This window comes from Dactylosporangium sp. CA-233914 (assembly GCF_050942935.1).
GTDB lineage: Bacteria > Actinomycetota > Actinomycetes > Mycobacteriales > Micromonosporaceae > Dactylosporangium.
Genome location: NZ_CP192030.1, coordinates 739517 through 754196, shown reverse-complemented (window position 1 = coordinate 754196; position 14680 = coordinate 739517). Strand labels below are relative to the sequence as shown.

The following is a 14680-nucleotide window of genomic DNA, read 5'->3' as shown; positions in this document are numbered from 1 at the left end:
GCCGTCAACTCCCTCCGGTGGCCGAATTCGCCCGGAGCACCGTAGCCTGCTTGAGTTACAAACGCGACCGGCCGGAAGTCCGATGCGCGTCACATCCGGACCGTCAGCGGCCGGTATTACGCGCGGTGCATTGCGGTCGGCCGGTAAGTTTTCCCGCATGGCGCCAACGGGCTGGGAAACGATCGCGGGGCAGCATACGGTTTGGGGTCGCGTCGAGGATGCGCAGACCCACCGTGACCAAGCCGTCGCACTGGCGGGCTCACTCGCCGCGGCGCGCGGCCGGTCGGCGGCCACGCTGGGCGACGACCCGTGGCAGGACGACGACTTCGGCGATCGGATGTCGCGGCAGGTGGCCCGGCTGGTCGACCTGCTGCCGGCCGACGTGACGTTCACGGGCCCCGAGGCCGTGCTGCTGGTGACCGTGCCGCTGCTGCACGATGCCCTCTGGGCCGCGCTGGCGGCGCAGGAGCGTGCCGTGCAGCCGGGCGACCTGGAGCCCTCGCAGGACGCCACCAGCGACCGGGCCGCGTTCGAGCGCTTCACGCAGACCTATGCCCAGCCGCACCGGCGGGCCCTGGCCGCGATCCGGGCCGGGCGCCGCGAGACCGCGGCCGAGCTCGGCTGGTGGCTGCTGCACCGGTGGATCGGCCGCCGCCCGCAGGCCTACCAGCCCGCGACGATCGCGGCGCTGACCGGGGCGGCCGAGGACCCGCGCCTGGCCGAGCTGCTGCGCGCGATCCGTGCCGACCCGGCGTTCCTCAACCGGCACGACCGGCCGGAGTCGCTGCTGGCGCGGCATCATGACGTACGGGAGCGGCTGGTCGCCTTTCTGCTGGCGATCGCCCGCGGCCTGGCGGTCGAGGTGACGGTGCTGCCGGAGGTCGTCGGCGAGCACCTCGGCATCGGCGACCCGGTGACCGCCGAGCAGGTCCGGAACACCGTTCGCCACTCGCGCTGGGAGGCACGGGGCGCGACGCTGGTGCTCGGCGCCGCCTGCGCGCACCCGTCGATCGAGGTGGCGCTGCGCGCGCACATCGACACGCTCAACCAGCTGCTGGCCGAGGCGCAGCGGGCGACCGCGCGCGACGAGACGCTGCTGCCGCTGCGGCACCTGCCGAACCGGGCCGCCACCGACGAGGTCGGGCCGCTGGTGCGCGACGGCGTGCCGGCCTACCAGTCGGCGGGGGTGCGCTTCCGCCTCGCCGAGGACCGGGTGCGCGAGCTGCTGATGGGCGAGCAGCTGTACGGCGACCCGGCACTGGCCATCCGCGAGCTGTACCAGAACGCGCTCGACGCCTGCCGCTACCGCGAGGCCCGTACGGAGTACCTCACCCGCGCCCGCGACCGGGAACTGCCGTGGGAGGGGCGGATCCGGTTCGTGCAGGGCGTGGACGAGCACGGCCGCGCCTACCTCGACTGCACCGACAACGGCATCGGCATGGGCGTGCGCGAGCTCAGCGAGGTCTTCTCCCAGGCCGGCGTGCGCCTGGCCGACCTGCCGGAGTTCCTGGAGGAGCAGGCCGAGTGGGCGCGGCTCGACCCGCCGGTCCAGCTGTTCCCCAACAGCCGCTTCGGCATCGGCGTACTGAGCTACTTCATGCTCGCCGACGAGCTGACCGTGCAGACGTGCCGGATGGGCCGCGACGGCCAGGCCGGCGAGCGGCTGCGGGTCTCGATCGCCGGCCCCGGCAGCCTGTTCCGCATCCAGGACCTGGGGCCGGGCACGGAGACGGGCACGACGGTCCGGCTGCACCTGCGCGAGGGCGTGACCGTCAGCGCCGTCGAGGAGCTGCGCAAGCTGCTGTGGGTCGCCGAGTTCGACACCGAGGCGACCGACGGCGTGCAGAGCCAGCTGTGGGCGCCGGGCGAGCTCTCCGCCGCGGCCGCCGACCTCGGCGACGACGAGGACGAGGACGAGGGCGTCGGCTCGGTCGTCGTCGCGGCCGAGGGCTCGCGGGTCTGGTGGTGCCGCAACAACGGCGCGCTGCTGGCCGACGGGCTCTACGCCGGCAAGGAGATCTTCGGGGCGGTGGTGAACCTCAACCGGGATCTCGCGCCGCGACTGTCCGTCGATCGCACGAAGATTTTGGCGTACCGCGAGGACGACGTCGACCGCCTCCTGTGGGAGGCCGTCCCGGCGCTGACCGCCCCCGGCACGGCCCTGCTGGGCTACGAGTGGCTGTGCCGGCTCGCCCCCGTGCGTCCCCTGGTCGCGGACCTCATCTTCGAGCAGGCGATCGAACGCGGGCACGGCAAGTGGGAGATGGACGGCGAGATCGTGGACGCGGCGGTGACCGGCTGCTTCGTCGCCAACGACGGCCCGGTCGGCGGCCCGGACGAGCTCGTCGAGTGGCGGCTCACGGCGCTGGCCGCGGGCGGGCGCTACCGCAAGGTGCTCAAGCCCGGCCCGGACTGGAAGCGGGCCCTGCGCTCCCGCCCGTCCGACGCGCTGCTGCTCAGCGTCGACGTCGACGGCACCGGCCCGTGGCTCGACCCGGTCGACATCGTGCCGCTGGTGCACCTGGTCCGCGCGGCCCGCAAGACCGGCCGCTCGGCGCCGGAGGTCGCGGCGCGCCTGGAGACGCTCGGCTACGAGCCGTCGGTGGGCGCCGACACCGTCGGCGTCGACCCCGACGACCTGATCTTCACCAGCCGGGACGTGGACGGGACACGTCCGTGGCTGCAGCCGGATCAGCCCGTACACCTTGTGCATCTCCTGCGGGCCGCGCACCGCAGCGGCCGGACGGTCCACCAGGTCGTGGCGCGGCTGCGCCGGCTGGGCTTCGACGTCGACGTCGACGTCGAGGTGCTGCCGCTGGAGCAGTTCGGCCCCAAGGACCTCACCATCGCCAGCCGCGACCTGGACGGCTCGCACCCGTGGCTGGACCCGCGCGAGCCAGTGACGCTGCTGCACCTGCTGCGCGCCGCGCACAAGGTCGGGCTGCCGGCGGACGAGACGGCGGCGCGGCTGGCGCTGCTGGGCTACCCGCTCGACAGCGGCTGGGAGTCGCTGACCACCGAGCCCGACGACCTGGTGCTCATCTCCCGCGACCTGGACAGCACCTCGCCGTGGCTGGACCTGGCCGAGGAGGTGGCGCCGGTGCACGTCCTGCGCGCCGCCGAGCGCACGTCCCGCCCGGTGGCCGAGGTCATCGCGCGGCTGCGCTCGTTCGGCTTCAGGCTCGGCGGCGACCTCGACGCGATCGAGGTGGTGAAGCTGGAGCCGGAGGACCTGCAGCTGGCCAGCCGGGACCTCGACGGCTCGCAGCCGTGGCTGGACTCGTCCCGGCCGGTCCCGCTGATCCACCTGCTGCGGGCCGCGGAGGCGACCGGCCGCGAGGTGCGGGAGGTCGCGGCGCGGCTGTCGGCGTGCGGGTACCGCGTCGACATCGACCCCGACGCGATCCTCATCGACCATCTCGAGCCCGATGACCTGACCATCACCAGCGAGGACCTCGACGGCTCCGACCCATGGCTCGACCCGATGAAGCCGGTGCCGACGATCCGCATCCTGCGCGCGGCCCAGCGGACCCGGCGCAGCGTGCACGACATCGCCGCCCGCCTGACGTTCCTGGGATACGCGGTGAGCCTGCACGGCGCCGGCCCGTCGCTGGACCAGGTGGAGCCCGACGACCTGCTCATCACCAGCCGCGACCTGGACGGCTCGCAGCCGTGGCTGGATCTTGACGAGCAGGTGCCGCTGCCGCACCTGCTGCAGGCCGCGCGCCGGGTGCGCCGGCCGGTGCACGAGATCGCGGCGCGGCTGGAGACGCTGGGGTACACCGTCGACGTGGACCTCAGCAGCATCGCGGTCGACTCGGTCAAGCCCAACGACCTGCTGCTGGCCAGCACCGACCTGGACGGCTCCCGGCCGTGGCTGGACGCCTCGCAGCCGGTGCCGCTCAACCACCTGCTGGCCGCGGCGCAGAAGATCCGCAAGCCGATCGAGGAGGTCAGCACCCGCCTGCGGGCGCTGGGCTACTCGGTGCCGGACGTCGACTCGCGGCTGCCGCGGCTGCGCCCCGGGGGTGTGTAGGAGGGTCCGCTTCGCGCTGTGGCGTGGGTTACGCAGTTGTCGACCCCGCGCAGCGCATGGGACAGAATCAATCGATGTCCCCCTATTGGCCGGTGGTTCGGGACCGGGTGTTCGGCCGGGTGCTGCCCGGGCTCGCGCTCTCCGCGCTCGGCGATGGGATGAGCGCGGTCGCGATCGGGTGGCTCGCGGTGCAGTACGCGCCGCACGAGCAGCGGGCACTGTGGGTGGGCCTCACGGTCGCGGCGTACACGCTGCCGGGCGCGGTGGGCGCGGTGGTGCTGGCCCCGCTGCTGCACGGCCGCGGCGGGGCGCACCTGGCCGCGCTGGACGCCGCCCTGCGCGCGGTCTGCCTGGGCGCGGTGCCGATCCTGGTCTGGCTCGACGCGCTCACGATCGGCCGATACGCGGCCCTGCTCGCCTGCTCGGCCCTGCTCTCGGCGTGGGGGTCCGCGGGCCGGTACACCCTGGTCGCCCAGGTCCTGCCCACCGAGCTGCACCTGCCGGCGAACGCCCTGCTCACGGTGCTCACCGAGGCCTCGACGGTGGCCGGCCCGATGCTCGCCGGCCTGCTCATCGCCTGGCTCGGCGCCGCCGCGGTCCTGGCCGTCGACGCGGCCACGTTCGCGATCCTGGCCGTCTCGTTCGCCCTGCTCCGCACGCGGGCCCCGCTGCCGCGCCGGGCCCACCGCACGGCCGGCTTCGCCGCGATCCGCCGCGACCGGCACCTCTTCGGCCTCATGGTGCTGTCGTTCTGGTTCTTCCTGCTCTTCGGCCCGATCCCGGTGGCCGTGCCGCTGTTCGCGTCCTCAGCACAGGACGTCAGCCTGCTCTACGCGGCCTTCGGCGTCGGCGCCGTCGTCGGCGCCATCGCCACGGGCCACCTTCCGCACCTGCCCCTCTGGCCGGCCGCGATCGGCTCCGTCCTCGCGTTCGGCCTGCTGCTCACGCCCCTGGGCCTGGGCCTGCCGCGCTGGGCCGACCTGCTGACCCTGGCCCTGGCCGGCCTGGCCTGGGCCCCGTACCCGACCGCGAGCGTCTCCCTCGTCCAGCGCGCCGTCCCCGCCGAACGCCTGCCCCCGGTCCTGGCCGCCCGCGGCGCGGTGCTCGTCGTGTCCACGCCGCTGGGCACGCTGCTGGGCGCCCCGCTGGTCCAGGCCGCCGGCCCCGCGACGACGCTGGTGGCGTGCGGGGTCGCGACGGCGGCCCTGGGCACGGTCGCGCTGTTCATACGCCTCCGCGCCCGCGCCGCGGTCACCGCCCCGCTCGGCGGCATGGCCCACCACGGCCACCCCGGCTGATCGACTCGAGCCACGCCACCCGCCAGCAACGCAAACCTCAGGAACGCAAACCTCAGGAACGCGAACCCCAGCAACGCAAACCTGAGGGACGCAAACCCCAGCAACGCAAACTCCAGACGCAAACCCCAGCGCGGGAACCTCAACAACGCGAACCTCAGGAACGCGAACCTCACGTGAGGACTCGCGCAACCACCCTGGCGGCACGGACCTCGGCCGGTGGGCGTGCCGCTTAATCCACCGTACCCGACCCATCCAAATCGGATGATCTTGACGACACTCTGCGCCACCGGACGATTACACCTTAGGCGACCTCTTCCAGGACGTCGCGGTGGGCGCACAGGCGGCGGGTGTACTCCCGCAGCGCCGCGATCGCCTCGTCGACGTCCGAGGTCAGCACGTCCGGCAGGTCGATCAGCATGCGGCGGCCGTCGATGGTCACGTAGCCGCTCACCTCGAACGCGCCCTCCCGCACCCACAGGTCCACGCCCAGATCGACGGTTGTTCGCTCGTAGCGCAGCACGACCCCGACGAGCGCGAAGGGCGACTCGCCGGGGCCGACCCGGCCGATGCGGCCGATGAGCTCCCAGTGCACGGCGTCGTGGATGGCGGCAATCTGCTGGCCGTACCGCTGGAAGTCTTCACACGCCTCGTTCAGGGCGGACAGGAGCGTGGCGGCTCCACCCGATCTCGCGTCCATGGTCATCCTCCTGCGGCTCGATAGGCGGCGCCCACCTGGGTCGGGGTGGTGCCGTTGCTGTAGAGGCCGGTGTCGCCGGACTTGCTGGTGTAGAGCAGGAACCAGCTGTAGCGCTCGACGTAGGACAGCCCCTGCAGCATGGCGGTGGAGCTGTTGACGAACGCGACCTGCTGATCCGTCGTCGGGTAGACGACGCCGTTGTCGAAGCGCATCAGCGCGTACTCGGTCAGCCAGATGGGCAGGTGATAGCGGTTGTACACGTTCTGGATGTAGGTCTTGAGCTGGTTTGCGGCATTGGGGCCGAAGTCGCCGCCGTACCAGTGCAGCGTGATGAAGTCGACCCGGTAGCCGTGCTCCTTCACGCCGGTCATGAACTGGTCGAACCAGCCGCCGGGGGTGTCCGCGCCGTAGGCCGGGGCCGGGCTGCCCAGCCGCAGGCCGGTCGCCTGCAGCTGCGGCCACAGGTCGAGGGCCTGCTGCGGGGTCATGTTCGACTGTTCCTTGAGGTCCGGCTCGTTGAACGCGAGCAGCACCTTGCCGTTCGCCTTCGCCTTGGCCAGGTCCGCGGAGACGTTGCCGCCGCCCCAGATCATCGGGACGAACTCGACGCCGGAGACGCTGGCTACCGGGTTCGGGGACCAGTCGTAGTACCAGCCGGCCTTGACGTCCTTGATCGCCGGGGCGTTGTTCGAGCCGAACTTGTCGTTGGTGCTGACGCCCTTCTTCGCGCTCTTCGTCGGCGGCGGCGCGGCCGCGACCGTGGTCTTCGCCGGGGTCGGGCTCGGCGGGGCGCTGCTGGGCACCGGGCTGGGCGGGGCCGCGCTCGCCACCGCCGCCTCCGAGAGCGACTCGGAAGGGGCCGCCGCCACGACCGCCGGCTGCTCGTCCCCCTGTGTGGCGATGTAGACAGCTCCGGCAGTACCGGCAATGGCGACCGTCGCCGCAACCCCGACCAACGCCGGCTTGGCGGCCGCGAACCACCCGAAGAACATGGCCTTCAAACCGCCGGCTTTGGTGGTGACCGCGGTGGCCGTGGTGGCCGTGGTCAAAGAACCAGAGGCCAGTGCGCTGAAGACGAACGGGACCGGGACCAGCGCGACGCCGGCCAGCAGCCGCTCGGCGGCGACCATGTCCGACCAGGCCCGGTCGCACTGCCGGCACTCGCGGGTGTGCCGGGCGAGCCGCTTGCGCCACAGCGCGCTCGGGCGGCCGTCCCAGCTGTGCAGCACCGCGCTGAGCTCCGGGCAGCGGGGCCGGGCCGCCAGGGCCCGTACGACCGCCCGGGCCGCATCCAGCTGGGCCTTCATCCGCTGGATGCGCACGGCCGCGTGCTGGCGGGTCAGGTGCAGCGCCTCGACGACCTCGTCGCGGTCGAGCTGCCCGGCCGCCTCCAGCCACCACAGCGACAACAGCTCGCGGTCGTCGTGATCGAGCCAGCGGGTCGCCTCGGCAACCTCCTGGCGCTGGCCGGACAGGCGCAGCCGGGTGATCGCCAGGTCGGCGAAGTCGGCGCCGGGGTCGGCGGTGTCGGTCGGGTCGGCCCAGTCCCCGACCAGGGGCGCCTGGGTCTGGCGACGGTGCCGGTCGCGTACCTGCGACATCGCGATCGCCACCGCCCACGACCGGAAGCTGTCGGGCTCGCGCAGGCGCGGCAGCCCGTCGACGATGCGCAGCATCGTCTCCTGCACGACGTCGTCGACGTCCGCGTGCCCCTGCAGCGCGCGCCCGACGATGTTGTAGATCAGCGGCAGGTACTCGCCGACCAGGGCATCGAGTGCCCGCTGGTCGCCGCCCCGGGCCGCGATCACCGTGGCCGTGCTCATCAGCGCCTCCTGTCGAACCTATTCAGGAGACGCGGTGGCCCAGGGTCAATAACACTTCGCCGAAAACTACTTTTCGTGACGAACCCATTCCGGCGTTCGAGCTGTGGCTACTGGGTGCGAACGGGGCTGGTGGGGCAGAATGCATGCTCGTGACGACCTCGATTCACCAGCGCATCGCCGAGGAGCTCGGTGTCCGCGAGCGGCAGGTGGCCGCCGCGGTCGACCTGCTCGACGGCGGGGCCACGGTTCCCTTCATCGCCCGGTATCGCAAAGAGGCGACCGAGATGCTCGACGACGCCCAGCTGCGCACGCTGGAGGAGCGCCTGCGATACCTGCGCGAGATGGAGGAGCGGCGCGCCGCGATCCTCGAGTCGATCCGCAGCCAGGGCAAGCTCGACGAGGCGCTCGAGGCGCAGATCATGGCCGCGGACTCGAAGGCCCGGCTGGAGGACATCTACCTGCCGTACAAGCCCAAGCGGCGCACCAAGGCGCAGATCGCCCGCGAGGCCGGGCTGGAGCCGCTCGCCGACGGGCTGCTCGCCGACCCCACCGTCGACCCGCAGACGGCCGCCGCCGTCTTCGTCGACCCCGAGAAGGGCGTGGCCGATGCCGCCGCGGCGCTGGAGGGCGCGCGGGCGATCCTCGTCGAGCGCTTCTCCGAGGACGCGGACCTCATCGGCGAGCTGCGCGAGAGGATGTGGGGGCAGGGCCGGCTGGTCTCCAAGGTCCGTGAGGGCAAGGAGACCGACGGGGCCAAGTTCTCCGACTACTTCGACTTCTCCGAGCCGTACACCAAGCTGCCCTCCCACCGCATCCTCGCGATGTTCCGCGGGGAGAAGGAGGAGATGCTGGACCTGGTGATGGAGCCCTCGGCCGATCCGGAGGCGCCGTCGCTCTACGAGCCCACGATCGCCTCGAAGGTCGGCATCCGCGACGCGGGCCGCCCGGGCGACAAGTGGTTGAACGACACCGTGCGCTGGGCCTGGCGCACCCGCATCCTGGTGCACCTCGGCATCGACCTGCGGATGCGGCTGTGGCAGGCGGCCGAGGAGGAGGCGGTGCGGGTCTTCGCCACCAACCTGCGCGACCTGCTGCTCGCCGCGCCGGCCGGCACCCGCGCCACGATGGGCCTCGACCCGGGCTTCCGCACCGGCGTGAAGGTCGCGGTCGTCGATGCCACCGGCAAGGTCGTCGACACCCACACGATCTACCCGCACGTGCCGCAGAACAAGTGGCAGGAGTCGATCGCGATCCTGGCCGCGCTGTGCCAGAAGCACAAGGTCGAGCTCATCGCGATCGGCAACGGCACCGCCTCGCGCGAGACCGACAAGCTCGCCGCCGACCTGGTCAAGCAGTTCCCGCAGCTCAGCGTCGTGAAGGTGATGGTGTCGGAGGCGGGCGCGTCGGTGTACTCCGCCTCCGCCTACGCCTCCCAGGAGCTGCCGGGCCTGGACGTGTCGCTGCGCGGCGCGGTCTCGATCGCCCGGCGGCTGCAGGACCCCCTCGCGGAGCTGGTCAAGATCGATCCGAAGTCGATCGGCGTCGGGCAGTACCAGCACGACCTGTCCGAGTCGAAGCTGAGCCGTTCGCTGGACGCGGTCGTCGAGGACTGCGTCAACGGCGTGGGCGTCGACGTCAACACCGCGTCCGCCCCGCTGCTGACCCGGGTCTCCGGCATCGGCTCCAGCCTGGCCGACGCGATCGTGGCGCACCGCGACGCCAACGGCCCGTTCCGCAACCGCCGGGCGCTCAAGGACGTGGCCCGCCTCGGCCCGAAGGCGTTCGAGCAGTGCGCGGGCTTCCTGCGCATCCCGGGCGGCGACGACCCGCTGGACTCCTCCTCGGTGCACCCGGAGGCGTATCCGGTGGTGCGGCGCATCCTTTCCGCGACCGGCGGGGACATCAAGACGCTGATCGGCAACGGCACGGCGCTGGGCCGGCTCAAGCCCGCGGACTTCGTCGACGACACGTTCGGCCTGCCGACCGTCACCGACATCCTCAAGGAGCTGGAGAAGCCCGGCCGCGACCCGCGCCCGGCCTTCAAGACCGCCGAGTTCGCCGAGGGCGTCGAGAAGATCTCGGACCTGACCCCGGGCATGCTGCTGGAGGGCGTGGTCACCAACGTGGCCGCGTTCGGCGCGTTCGTCGACGTGGGCGTGCACCAGGACGGCCTGGTCCACGTCTCGGCCCTGTCGCGCACGTTCGTGAAGGACCCGCGCGAGGTGGTCAAGCCCGGCGACATCGTCCGGGTGAAGGTCCTGGACGTGGACATCCCGCGCAAGCGCATCTCGCTGACCCTGCGCCTGGAGGACGAGGCGACCAAGCCGGCCCCGCGCGAGAACGGCGGCGGTGGCGGAGGTGGCGGAGGACGCCCCCGCGGCGATCGTCCGCGCGGCGGAGGCGGAGGCGGTGGCGGCGGCGGTGGCGGCGGTGGCGGCGGACGCTCCGGCGGCCGGGACCGGGACCGGGACGCCCCGTTCACCGGGGGCGGGGCGCTGGCCGACGCGCTGCGCCGAGCCGGGCTGGACAAGGGCCTGGACGCGCTCAAGGACCAGCAGAAGCCGCGCCGGAAGTAACCAGGCGCCAGATCCTGGTGCGCATGACGTCCCCGTCCTCCAACACCCGGCGGACGGGGACGTCGTACACGGCCAGCTCCTCGAACAGCCGCTCCGGCAGGAAGCCGCGCCCGGGATCCCCGACGAGCGCGGCGATCCGGGCCCGGCGCAGCGACTTCAGGGCCGCCGCCGCGACCGGCGCCGAGTAGAAGACGTCCCCGGCGACGATGACGTCCACCGCGGGCAGTCTGTCCGAAGTGTCCACCGAAACCCCGTTGGCGGCGGCGTTTCGCCGCGCGGCGCCGAGCGCGGCCGGGTCGGTGTCGACGGCGGTCACCCGCTCGGCTCCGGCCAGCGCGGCCGCGATCCCGACCAGACCCGAACCGGCGCCCAGATCGGCCACGGTGCGCCCGCGGACCGCCGCCGGATGGTCGATCAGATATCGGGCGAGCGCCAGTCCCCCGGGCCACGCGAAGGACCAGAACGGCGGCGGGGTGTCACTGCGGTATCCCCCGGTGGCGTCGAACAGCCGCACGTGCTCGGGGGCGAGGTCGAGGGCAATTTCGGGCAGGAACGGCAGTTTCACGGCTTGACCGGGAATCGGGCGATGTTGGCCTCGACCCAGGCGCGCAGCAGGGCGAGGGGGCCGTTGGCGTCGCGGCCGAGGTCGGTCAGCGAGTACTCGACCCGCGGGGGCACCTCGGCGAAGACCGTGCGGGTGACCAGTCCGTGCTCCTCCAGGCGGCGCAGGGTGGCCGTCAGGACCTTTGGGCTCACGCCCTGCAGCCGCGCGCGCAGCTCGCCGAAGCGCCGCGGCCCCGGCTCCAGCGCGCCCAGGGCGAGTGCGCTCCACTTGTTCGCCAGCAGGTCCAGCATGTCGCGGCAGGGGCAGCAGGCGGCGTAGACGTCGTCGGCACGCACGTTCTCATGGTATCCGAAGGGTACTAATAACCCTTGCGGGTAACCACGGGCGCCGCAATAGCGTCGGGGTCATGAAGCGGAACATGCGAGCTGTCGGGTATCGGACGGCGGGCGGCCCGGCCGTCCTCGAGGACCTCGAACTGCCGGTGCCGGAGCCGGGGCCGCACGACCTGCTGGTGCGGGTCGAGGCGGTGTCGGTGAACCCGGCCGACGTGAAGCTGCGGGCCGGCGCGGACCCGGGCGGGAAGGCGCGGGTGCTCGGCTTCGACGCGGCCGGCGTGGTCGAGGCGGTCGGGGGCGAGGTCACGCTGTTCTCGCCCGGCGATGAGGTGTACTACGCCGGCTCCATCGACCGGCCCGGCTCCAACCAGCGCCTGCACCTGGTCGACGAGCGCATCGCCGGGCGCAAGCCGGCCTCGCTGGGCTTCGCCGAGGCGGCCGCGCTGCCGCTGACCACGATCACGGCGTGGGAGACGCTCTTCGACCGGTTCCGGCTCGGCCCGGACAGCACCGGCACGCTGCTGGTGATGGGGGCGGCGGGCGGGGTCGGCTCGATGCTGATCCAGCTGGCGCGGGTGCTGACCGGGCTCACCGTCGTCGGCACCGCGTCGCGGCCGGACTCGCGGCGATGGGCGCTGGACCTCGGCGCGCACGAGGTGGTCGGGCACGACGAGTTGCCCGATGGGGTCGACTACATCTTCTCGCCGTTCACCGCCGGCAAGATCGAGCAGTACGCCCGCGTCCTGCGCCCGGGCGGGCAGATCACGGCGATCGACGAGCCGCCCGGCCTCGACCTGCTGCCGCTGAAGAGCAAGAGCATCTCGTTCCACTGGGAGCTGATGTTCACCCGGCCGCTGTACTCCACGCCCGATCTGCTCGCCCAGCACGACCTGCTCGAGCGCACCGCCGAGCTCGTGGACGCGGGGCGGGTCCGTCACACCGCGACCGCGCACCTCGGGAAGATCGACGCCGAGCATCTGCGCAAGGCCCACGAAACTGTAGAAAACGGACACATGACTGGAAAGGTTGTCCTGGGCGGGACAGTCTAGGGTAGTTGCACGCCCCGATCGCTGCCCCGCCCGGAGGTTCCCGTGGACTGGCCCCCGTTCCTGCAGTTCAGCGTGCCCGTCACGCTGGCCGTGTGGGTCCTGCTCACGGTCGCCGCGCTCTGGCGCTCCCGCCCGCGGCTGCCCGAGGCCGGCCCGGCGGTGGCCGCCCCCGCGGGCGAAGAGCCGCCGGCGGTGGTCAGCCTGATGGTGAACCGCTGGCGCGCCAACGAGGACGCGATCGACAGCACGCTGCTGGACCTGGCCGCCCGCGGCTTCCTGGAGCTGCGGCAGCCGGGCGACGATCCGCACGAGACGACCGTCCGGCTGCGCAAGGGCGACGGGCGCAGCCTCACGGCCTACGAGCAGCAGGTCCTCGATCGGGTGAACCAGTTGTCGTCGGGCGGCGAGGCGTCGCTGACCAACCTCGCGTTTCGCAGCTGGACGGAGGCGCGCCGCTGGCGGGGCACCTTCTACCGGGCGGTGATCGAGGAGGCCCGCAACCGCGGCCTGTCCCAGCGCCGGCTGTCCCGGCCGACCCGCCGCACGCTGCTCGGCGCGGCGGTCGTCCCGTCCGGCTTCATGTTCGCGACCTGGATGTGGGCGGCGTTCAAGCTCAACGCCAACCTGGCCGACCAGGTCACCGGCTCACTCATGGCCGCGAGCGCGGTCTTCCTGGCCATGCTCCTCGTGGTCGAGCTGCGCTGGAGCGACCAGAACACGCCGGAAGGCACGCGGGTCGCGGCCGGCTGGCTGGCCTACCGCGCCCACCTTGTCGCCGTCGAGGGCGTCGCCGATCTCGCCCCGGCCGACGTCGCCTCGTGGGGGCGAGACATGGCGTTCGCCTCCGCGCTGGGGGTGCTGCCGACCGAGGAGGCCCTCATGCGCTCGCGGGTCTCGCTCTGAGCGGCCCGCTCAGGCCTGGCCGCGCAGCAGGAGGGTGAGGAACTCCGCGTTGGACTGCGTCTTGGCGAGGCGCTCCAGCAGCTGTTCCGTCGCCGGCTGACCGGAGGCGCCGAGGGCCTTGCGCAGCCGCTGGACGGCGAGCAGCTCGTCCGGGTGCAGGATGACGTCGTCGCGGCGGGTGCTCGAGGCGTCGATGTCGATCGCCGGATAGACGCGGCGGTCGGCGAGCCTGCGGTCGAGCTTGAGCTCCGCGTTGCCGGTGCCCTTGAACTCCTCGAAGATCACGGTGTCGCCGGTGGAGCCGGTCTCCACGAGCGCGGTCGCGATGATCGTCAGCGAGCCACCGTTCTCGATGTTGCGGGCCGCGCCGAGGAGACGCTTCGGCGGGTACAGCGCGTTGGCGTCGATGCCGCCGGTGAGGATGCGTCCGGAAGCCGGGGCCGAGTTGTTGTAGGCCCGGCCGAGCCGGGTGATCGAGTCGAGCAGCAGGACCACGTCGTGGCCCAGCTCGACGAGGCGCTTGGCGCGCTCGACAGCGAGCTCGGCGATGCCGGTGTGCTCGGACGCCGGGCGGTCGAAGGTCGAGGCGATGACCTCGCCCTGGACCGAGCGCTGCATCTCGGTGACCTCCTCGGGCCGCTCGTCGACGAGCAGTACCATGAGGTGGCACTCGGGGTTGTTGCGGGCGATGGAGTTGGCGATCGCCTGCAGCACCATCGTCTTGCCGGCCTTCGGGGGCGACACGATCAGCGCGCGCTGACCCTTGCCGATGGGCATGACCAGGTCGATCAGGCGGGCGGTGAGCTGGCGCGGCCCGGCCTCCAGGCGCAGTCGCTCCTGCGGGAACAGGGCGGTGAGCTTGCTGAACTCGGGACGGTTGCGGGCCCACTCGGGGTCGCTGCCGTGGACGGCGTCCAGGCGGGTGAGGGTGCCACCGTTGGCACTGCCGGTGAGCGCGTCGCCGTGGCGCAGCCCGTATTTGCGGACCATGGCGGCGGGGATCGCGACGTCGTCGGGGCCGGGCAGGTAGCTGTCGACCCGGAGGATCATCTTGTCGCGGTGAACGTCGACGATGCCGGCGACGTCGCGCGCCTCGCCCGGGGTGGGCGGCTGGGGCTGGTTGGCCGGGCGGCTGTGGTCGCGGTTGCGCTGCGAGGAGCGGGTGCGACGCCGGCCTTGACCCTGGCCGGTGGGGTTCTGCTTGGTGGTGCGTTCCAACGTGTTAGTTGGGGCCATATGCGTCCTCCTAAGGACTGTTCGGCCGTGTGGGAAGAGGAGGTTGAGATCTCCAGCTACGCGTGTGGGGCCGGTGAACCGGATTGCGCTGCGCGTGTGCAGTGGCCGCCTGGCTTCCTGCGCGAGAGCGTGACACGCGTGGGCGAAGGGTCCCCGGGCGGC

9 protein-coding genes and 2 pseudogenes are annotated in these 14680 nt (G+C 72.5%); 6 read left to right on the top strand and 5 right to left on the bottom strand.

Annotated elements, in window-relative coordinates; all coding sequences use genetic code 11:
- Positions 1 to 157 precede the first annotated feature (157 nt).
- From ACQPY0_RS03470 to ACQPY0_RS03460, 3 genes and pseudogenes are all read left to right on the top strand, one after another.
- A complete protein-coding gene (locus ACQPY0_RS03470) occupies positions 158 to 4036 on the top strand; it encodes an HD domain-containing protein (protein WP_432984477.1) in 3879 nt (1292 codons plus the stop codon).
- Between the two features lie 74 nt (positions 4037 to 4110).
- Positions 4111 to 5334, top strand: a complete 1224-nt coding sequence (locus tag ACQPY0_RS03465) for an MFS transporter (RefSeq protein WP_432984474.1) — start codon at positions 4111 to 4113, stop codon at positions 5332 to 5334.
- Between the two features lie 63 nt (positions 5335 to 5397).
- A pseudogene (locus ACQPY0_RS03460) lies at positions 5398 to 5511 on the top strand (pentapeptide repeat-containing protein); the annotation flags it as partial.
- A gap of 124 nt (positions 5512 to 5635) precedes the next feature.
- Here the strand turns inward: ACQPY0_RS03460 and ACQPY0_RS03455 are convergent.
- On the bottom strand, positions 5636 to 6031 hold the full coding sequence (locus ACQPY0_RS03455; RefSeq protein ID WP_432984471.1) for a hypothetical protein: 396 nt from the start codon (positions 6029 to 6031) through the stop codon (positions 5636 to 5638).
- Between the two features lie 2 nt (positions 6032 to 6033).
- Positions 6034 to 7854, bottom strand: coding sequence for a sigma-70 family RNA polymerase sigma factor (locus ACQPY0_RS03450; protein ID WP_432984468.1), 1821 nt, complete (start codon positions 7852 to 7854; stop codon positions 6034 to 6036).
- Positions 7855 to 7997: 143 nt separating this feature from the next.
- Between ACQPY0_RS03450 and ACQPY0_RS03445 the strand changes: the two genes are divergently transcribed.
- Positions 7998 to 10430, top strand: a complete 2433-nt coding sequence (locus ACQPY0_RS03445) for a Tex family protein (protein ID WP_432984465.1) — start codon at positions 7998 to 8000, stop codon at positions 10428 to 10430.
- On the opposite strand, the gene ACQPY0_RS03440 is transcribed toward ACQPY0_RS03445, so the two are convergent.
- Complete coding sequence (locus ACQPY0_RS03440) at positions 10399 to 10995, bottom strand: class I SAM-dependent methyltransferase (protein ID WP_432984462.1); 597 nt, start codon at positions 10993 to 10995, stop codon at positions 10399 to 10401. The two genes, ACQPY0_RS03445 and ACQPY0_RS03440, sit on opposite strands and share 32 nt — an antisense overlap.
- A complete protein-coding gene (locus ACQPY0_RS03435) occupies positions 10992 to 11330 on the bottom strand; it encodes a winged helix-turn-helix transcriptional regulator (protein WP_432984459.1) in 339 nt (112 codons plus the stop codon). The genes ACQPY0_RS03440 and ACQPY0_RS03435 overlap by 4 nt, the downstream gene beginning before the upstream one ends.
- Positions 11331 to 11401: 71 nt before the next feature.
- Here ACQPY0_RS03435 and ACQPY0_RS03430 point away from each other — a divergent pair, with 71 nt between their 5' ends.
- Positions 11402 to 12379: a zinc-binding alcohol dehydrogenase family protein gene (locus ACQPY0_RS03430; protein ID WP_432984456.1), complete on the top strand. Its 978-nt coding sequence runs from the start codon at positions 11402 to 11404 to the stop codon at positions 12377 to 12379.
- Between the two features lie 42 nt (positions 12380 to 12421).
- Positions 12422 to 13282, top strand: a complete 861-nt coding sequence (locus ACQPY0_RS03425; protein ID WP_432984453.1) for a DUF2207 family protein — start codon at positions 12422 to 12424, stop codon at positions 13280 to 13282.
- 9 nt (positions 13283 to 13291) lie between these two features.
- Here the strand turns inward: ACQPY0_RS03425 and rho are convergent.
- Positions 13292 to 14497, bottom strand: a pseudogene (gene rho / locus ACQPY0_RS03420) (transcription termination factor Rho); the annotation flags it as partial.
- Positions 14498 to 14680: the final 183 nt, after the last annotated feature.